The 5,569-nt window shown below is 64.7% G+C and carries 10 protein-coding genes; 4 read left to right on the top strand and 6 right to left on the bottom strand.

All coding sequences use genetic code 11. The features are described from left to right. Positions 1-190 precede the first annotated feature (190 nt). Both KBY70_RS14370 and KBY70_RS14365 read left to right on the top strand, forming a co-directional pair. Positions 191-409 (top strand): hypothetical protein, encoded by a 219-nt coding sequence (locus KBY70_RS14370; protein ID WP_254988979.1) that lies wholly within the window; start codon positions 191-193, stop codon positions 407-409. 9 nt (positions 410-418) lie between these two features. Next, entirely contained in the window at positions 419-646 is a 228-nt protein-coding gene (locus KBY70_RS14365) for a hypothetical protein (RefSeq protein WP_094560634.1), read from the top strand. A gap of 21 nt (positions 647-667) precedes the next feature. Here KBY70_RS14365 and KBY70_RS14360 read toward each other — a convergent pair whose 3' ends face one another. Next, entirely contained in the window at positions 668-1,825 is a 1,158-nt protein-coding gene (locus tag KBY70_RS14360; protein ID WP_254988977.1) for a DUF3293 domain-containing protein, read from the bottom strand. Between the two features lie 90 nt (positions 1,826-1,915). Between KBY70_RS14360 and KBY70_RS14355 the strand changes: the two genes are divergently transcribed. After that, positions 1,916-2,611 (top strand): hypothetical protein, encoded by a 696-nt coding sequence (locus tag KBY70_RS14355; RefSeq protein WP_254988976.1) that lies wholly within the window; start codon positions 1,916-1,918, stop codon positions 2,609-2,611. 3 nt (positions 2,612-2,614) lie between these two features. Here KBY70_RS14355 and KBY70_RS14350 read toward each other — a convergent pair whose 3' ends face one another. The 5 genes from KBY70_RS14350 to KBY70_RS14330 form a co-directional block, all read right to left on the bottom strand. After that, a complete protein-coding gene (locus KBY70_RS14350; RefSeq protein WP_254988975.1) occupies positions 2,615-3,274 on the bottom strand; it encodes a hypothetical protein in 660 nt (219 codons plus the stop codon). A 227-nt stretch (positions 3,275-3,501) separates the two neighbouring features. Beyond that, positions 3,502-3,828 (bottom strand): hypothetical protein, encoded by a 327-nt coding sequence (locus KBY70_RS14345; protein ID WP_254988974.1) that lies wholly within the window; start codon positions 3,826-3,828, stop codon positions 3,502-3,504. After that, positions 3,828-4,061: a hypothetical protein gene (locus tag KBY70_RS14340; RefSeq protein WP_254988973.1), complete on the bottom strand. Its 234-nt coding sequence runs from the start codon at positions 4,059-4,061 to the stop codon at positions 3,828-3,830. The genes KBY70_RS14345 and KBY70_RS14340 overlap by 1 nt, the downstream gene beginning before the upstream one ends. Then, positions 4,058-4,453 carry a hypothetical protein gene (locus KBY70_RS14335; RefSeq protein ID WP_254988972.1) on the bottom strand — a complete coding sequence of 132 codons (396 nt, stop codon included), beginning with the start codon at positions 4,451-4,453 and terminating at the stop codon, positions 4,058-4,060. The genes KBY70_RS14340 and KBY70_RS14335 overlap by 4 nt, the downstream gene beginning before the upstream one ends. Then, positions 4,453-4,785: a hypothetical protein gene (locus KBY70_RS14330; RefSeq protein WP_254988971.1), complete on the bottom strand. Its 333-nt coding sequence runs from the start codon at positions 4,783-4,785 to the stop codon at positions 4,453-4,455. Before KBY70_RS14330 ends, KBY70_RS14335 begins: the two co-directional genes overlap by 1 nt. 130 nt (positions 4,786-4,915) lie before the next feature. On the opposite strand from KBY70_RS14330, the gene KBY70_RS14325 reads away from it, so the two are divergent. Next, the gene (locus KBY70_RS14325; protein ID WP_254988970.1) at positions 4,916-5,464 is read left to right on the top strand and encodes a phage integrase N-terminal SAM-like domain-containing protein; all 549 of its coding nucleotides are present in this window, start codon (positions 4,916-4,918) and stop codon (positions 5,462-5,464) included. Positions 5,465-5,569: the final 105 nt, after the last annotated feature.

Genomic DNA, 5,569 nt, shown 5'->3' with positions numbered 1-5,569 from the left:
CAACTCTCTCAGGCCGCACTCGGCCCTCCAGGGGCGTACGCCCCTGGAGGCAGCTCAACAGGGAGTTGCCGCATGACCACACCCACCAACTCTCATAAGGCTTGGACCAACAAAGGGGGTCACGTCAAGCGAGCTGCAGCAGCTCGACTTTCAACCCGGCCTCGCCATCGACATCGCCTACGTGGTGCAGGTGGGCCTGAAGCTGGCGATCGACCTTCTGAACCGCCATAACCCCCGCCATGTGCCGCGGCTGCTGGGCAAGCTCAGTCAGTACACGCTGGTGTGCAACAGCAACGACGATCGCCTGGGCGGCGAAGCGGCCGGGATCTTCTCGCACCCGCTGCAGGTGACCACCTCGATCCAGGTGGGCTACGGGCAGAACTGCCCGACCTGCCGACGGGCCTGCTGAGGAGCTGCCATGCCGTTCAACGAGAAAGGGGAATTCATCCGCACCCGCCGCTCAGCGGCCCAGTCCTGCGACTCCACTGAACTGAGCCGAGACGACCTGCTCACCGTTGCCAAGGGACTCGGAGCACTGGTGGTGCTGGCGGGGCTGATCTGGTTTGTGGTGGTTTTCCGTGAGTGGATCGCCATCACCCTTGGGTTCTGGGTGGTGAGCAGCCTGCGGGCCTGGCTCAGCAGATAAGCAAACCTGAGCCCGGACCAATCACCGGCGACGTGCAATGCGACGCCGCTCGGTGCCGTCCACCCCGATCACGAGCACGTCGGCTTCGGTGAGCTCAAAGATGGCTCGCTGCTCAAAGCGCTGTGCGATCACCAGCGCCTCTGCGAGTTGCAAGCCGCTGATGGCCCAACTGGCTTCCGCCCAGGGGCCACTGCAGGATCGGCCAAGCACCTCGATCGATTGGGCATCCGGAGCGCGCATTTGCAGGTAGCGATGCAGCAGGCGATGGCGCTCCCTGTTGACGTCGGCCTCCAGAACACGCTCATGGGGGTTCTGGGCTGTGATCACATGCACGGGTGCCGGCAGAGGCAGTGCCGCCGCCCCTGTTCCAGCCCAGGCCTGCCCGGGATCGTCCAGGCCAACGATCTCTGTGGCAGAGAAGGCGTCCCAGACATGCTCACGGTCGTCGAGCAAGCGGCGGACTCTGCCCATGAGCTGCTCCAATCCGTCGATGCGCTCCACCGCTTCGGCGGGATGACTGGAGAGCGTGAGGATGCTGCGGCCATGGGCTAGGTGGTTGCGCAAGGTCACCAGGCCGCCCGTCGCTCGATCAAAGGATTTCCGGCTCTCGAAACCGAGGGCCTCGCGCAGAGTTGTGAGTGGGGCCACATGGTTCAACAACGTGGCCAGCGACCAGCCGCCGGGCTCACCGGGCAGGCCCGGTGCATCAGGCAGCGGCTGATGACTGAAGGATCCGTACAGGCGCCGCAGGCCCTGCTCGAGGCCCAGCAATCGCGCCAGAAGATAGGCACTCACCACGGGGCTGGCGAGGTCATGGCGCGTGAGGATTCCGACCAGGGTTGAGCCGGAGTGGACCAGCAACCACTGCCGCTGTGCCAGCGCAGCCAGGGCCTGGTGCATCGGCGCTGTCCCCTCCAACCAATGCCCTTCAGGTGTGGCCATGGCCACCTCTGCAACACAGCGATCGGGAGACACCCCCTGCAGAGCGCTGCGCAGCACAACCTGAGTCCCGCCCGTGTGGGCCAGGGGGGCCTGGTCAAAGTCGTTGAGCTCCGTCCAGACGCGCACCTCCCCAACAGGTTCACCGGGCTCCGGTGCCTGGATGGTGCGACTGCAGAAGTGCTCCGCCAGGAAGATCCGTCCGGCGAGGTCGTCGATCTCAGCGCTGCGCTCCAGCATTCCGGTCAGAGTCAGCCAGGCTGATCATGCCTTGGTTGAGGGTGTGTGCAGAGAACCGGCCGTTGGCGACAGCTCCTGCTGGCTCTGATCGTGCCAGCCGCCTTTCTGGCGGCACCGCAGACCGTGAGGGCGGCAGATGGCTATTGGCTCGATCAATACAACGCGCTGTTGTTTCTGGGCTCGTTCAAGCTGGACCCTGAGCTGCAGGCGATGCGCCAGCAGGGGGCCGGTGTGGTGATGGTGCATGCCGATTCCCTGCCGGATCCGGTGCTGCGTTGGATCGCCTGGCGGGCACGGCGTGCCGGGCTGAAACCCGTGGCCTGGATCCAGCGCCCTACCCCGACCAACCTCAAGCGGGTGGGAGCCCTGAGCAGCTATAGCGCCCTGCAGGTGGATGACCATTTCTTCGCCCGGCCGCCTGTGGCGCTCTCCAGCCTGAAAGCAAGCCTTGCTCCCAGACAGCTCTGGTGCTCGTTCCAGCCGGGACAGTATTCCTGGCGAGCTGCTCAGCACTGCGACCACGTCGACATCCAGGTGTACCGCCAAGGCTGCAGTCCCACTGTTGCCAGCGCTTATCAGCTCGGGATTGCAGGCAGGCGTGATACGGCCATCGCCGTTTATCACGACGGTTCTGCCACCGACGATCGCCGTCTGTCGTGCTTTCGCCGAGAGATCGGGGCGATCGGCAATCGCTTGTTCGTCTTCAAGTGGAAGAACCCCGAGCATTGGCTCACGCCAATCACCCGCGGCCTCTGGCAGACGCTGTCGCGGCTCCGCTCCAGCTGAGCTTCAGGGTTGATCCAGCCCGTGGCTGCGGGTGATCAGTTCTCTGCCGCTGCCCAGGAGAAACCGCTGCTGGCTGCCGCTGAGCTGCATCCAGGCCCCCGTCGTGCGTCCCTCAAAGGTGACAGAGCCTCGGCGTGGATTGAGCCCGTGCTCATCAAACCAGGTGCGCTCACGGCGGCTCCAGGTCAAGATCCCCTTGTGCGGGCAGCGCTTGAGCCGATCGGCGGCCCAGTCTTCTGCGAGTTGCCTTGCCCACTCGCGGTCTTCTGTAGTCTCACGAGGAGTGCAAAACGCCCTGGGCACCTTGTGCACGAGACCCGCTCCCGGGGAGTAGCGGATAGAGAGGTAGGGATCGATCGGTTCCTCCGCCCAGGCCTCCCAGGCATCGCGCTCACGCTCGAGCTGCTCCAGCGACTCGGCCTGATCCAGCTCGAGGCAGCGTCGCAGCTCCGCTGGATCGGGCTGGAGCTCAGCGATCAACTTCTGCAGCCAGTGATCGCTGATCGGCTCTCCCAGCTCGAAGGCACGGATCAGGCTGCCCACCTTGGAGAGGTTGCTGGCGCCAAGACGAGCAGCCAGCTGGCCAGGCTTGAGGTCACGCTGCTGCCGCAGGGCGGCGAGATGACGCGAGAGGTGGCTGCTGCGGTGAACACAGGAGGACATGACGGATCGGGATGGCGTTCCTGCTCATCAACCCCTCGGGGTTCCAGGATTGACCACCTTGCCCAGCAGGAACGGACGGCAGGTTGGTGACCGGCAATCCCCTGGAGGATTGGCGCCGGTGCTCGGGATGAACGGAGCGAACTCCTGCACTAAAAGTACGAGCCATGGCGGCAGAACCCTTCAACCGCCGTGCGAACAACGACGCGTTGAGGAGTTCTGTGCAGGATTCAGAGGCCTTCTGAGCGCTTGGCCACCAACACGCCGCGCTCAAAGGTCAGGAATAGGCGGTTGTCGCAGAGCGGGCATGGCGACCAGCTGCAGGTGTCGCTGCCATGGCGGCAGAACCTGGCCTGATCGTCGCCATCAAAGGAAGGCGGGGCTGGATCGCCAACGATGGCCACGACTTCGTCGTAGGGCATGCCCGATTTGAGGCGCGCCGCATTGGAGGCGGTCACCGGACTGTTGGGATCAGGAATCGCCGAGACCAGAAACAGCCCAATCGCCAGGGCGCTCAATCCGGCCGGGATGGCCAGCAGGGGCAACAGGCAGCCCATCAGGGTTCAGGCCGGCGGCCTGCCATCGCGATGCCGCTGATCGCGATCAGGTTGGCCAGCAGGAACCAGGTGCCCTCAGCGAAGACGTTGATGCGGTGGCGCAGCTCGGCCTGCGGATCGCGCTGCTCGACAGCATGGATTAGTGCGGCGTAATCCGGGATGAGCGCCACACCAAACATCACCGACAGCGAGGCTCCGTAGACAACCAACAAGCGGGGGATCAGGCGTTTCATCGGGAGACAGCGGAATGGGAGCAATCGGAGCGAACCTCCTCCTTCAGCTGCGCCAGCAGAACCTTGGCATCGGGACTGCTCGTGCGGGCATAAGCCAGATGGGATCGGCTGAGGTTGCAGGTGGTGGTGGCCGCATCCGCCGCCAGTTCGTCGGTGAAGAAGTCGAGATGGGCCTGGGCGTACTCGCTGCACTCGTCCGTGCCAGCGATGCTGCCGTCGCGAATGTCGCGCCAGCAGGTGGCCACGGCCCACTGCTCCTGATGGTCCTGCCCGAAGCCCTCAGGTTCAGACGGGGAGGTGAGAAGTAGCCAGATGAACCAGACCACCCCGGCCAGGATGGAGAAGCCGGCCGAGGCGGCCAGGCCAACGACCAGCTTCTGCCAGGTCTTCATCAGCTGCTCTGGTGCTTGACGACGCAGTAGCGCTCATCAAAGCGCTGCACGGCATAGCGAGCCTGGGCCGGTGCCATCACCGACCTGGCCAGCCCGAGCGCCGCCGCCTGGTTGAGGCAAGCGGCGTCAGCCACCCCGAACAGGGCAAGGGTGAGCGGATTGGTCTTTACCGCGTCGTAGTCGATGCCGGCCTTGAGCTCGCTGTTGAGGGTGTTGATCCAGCTACGACGAGCGATGTCGCTGTTGCCATTGGCGCGGCTGGCGAGAGGAACGGCCACAAGGCCGACCAACAGTCCAGCCGCTGCGGCGGGGAGCAAGGTCCTGAGGTTCATGGAGCAGGCCGGTGGGCCAGGTAAGGGAGACCAGCCCAAGCTGACGGCTGTGACCGGAAACCAGATCCCATCTTCTGCGAAGGACGAATGCGGGAGCCGTGGGAATGCTGATTCCAGCAAGGCAGCCTCAATGGAGACACAACCCCGTTCCCTGATTGCGGTCTACCGGGAAGCCCTGGCATCGCGTCACTACGCCCGGCAAACCATCGGCACCTACGAACGGTGGTTGCGGCGCTTCCTGCGCTTTCACCAGATGCGGCACCCGCGGGAGATGGGCAGCCTGGAGATCAATGCCTTCCTGACTCACCTGGCCGTGGAGGACCACGTGAGCGCCTCGACCCAGAACCAGGCCCTGGCCGCCTTGCTGTTCCTCTACAAGCGTGTGCTGGAGATCGACCCCGGCGATCTTGATGGGGTCGTGCGGGCGCGCCGTCCCAAGCGGCTGCCGGTGGTGCTGAGTGTGATGGAGGTGCGAGCTGTGCTGCAGCAGCTGGAGGGGCCAGCCGCTCTTGTGTGTGGCCTGCTGTATGGCGGAGGCCTACGGCTGATGGAAGCCCTGCGCCTGCGCGTGCAGGATCTGGACTTCGCGGGGCATCAGCTGACCATCCACGGGGGTAAGGGCAGGGCTGATTCAAAGTGTGTCACAGCCGCCCTTGGCGCTTCTGTCAGCATGGGTTGAGGTCGGTGGAAACGCCTCCTCCTTGTGCCCGACAGCGCCTCTGCCGCAACCGATCTCGACCTGATCAGCTACCTGAGGTCGATTCCAGATGCCCGGATGCGACGT

The organism is Cyanobium sp. ATX 6E8 (genome assembly GCF_024346335.1).
Classification (GTDB): domain Bacteria; phylum Cyanobacteriota; class Cyanobacteriia; order PCC-6307; family Cyanobiaceae; genus Cyanobium_A.
This window is presented reverse-complemented; position numbering and strand designations above follow the sequence as displayed.

Coding starts and splice junctions, on each gene's coding strand:
- KBY70_RS14335 (WP_254988972.1), bottom strand. CDS start 4,453: ATGAAGACCTGGCAGAAGCTGGTCGTTGGCCTGGCCGCCTCGGCCGGC.
- KBY70_RS14360 (WP_254988977.1), bottom strand. CDS start 1,825: ATGCTGGAGCGCAGCGCTGAGATCGACGACCTCGCCGGACGGATCTTC.
- KBY70_RS14350 (WP_254988975.1), bottom strand. CDS start 3,274: ATGTCCTCCTGTGTTCACCGCAGCAGCCACCTCTCGCGTCATCTCGCC.
- KBY70_RS14325 (WP_254988970.1), top strand. CDS start 4,916: ATGGAGACACAACCCCGTTCCCTGATTGCGGTCTACCGGGAAGCCCTG.
- KBY70_RS14340 (WP_254988973.1), bottom strand. CDS start 4,061: ATGAAACGCCTGATCCCCCGCTTGTTGGTTGTCTACGGAGCCTCGCTG.
- KBY70_RS14345 (WP_254988974.1), bottom strand. CDS start 3,828: ATGGGCTGCCTGTTGCCCCTGCTGGCCATCCCGGCCGGATTGAGCGCC.
- KBY70_RS14365 (WP_094560634.1), top strand. CDS start 419: ATGCCGTTCAACGAGAAAGGGGAATTCATCCGCACCCGCCGCTCAGCG.
- KBY70_RS14330 (WP_254988971.1), bottom strand. CDS start 4,785: ATGAACCTCAGGACCTTGCTCCCCGCCGCAGCGGCTGGACTGTTGGTC.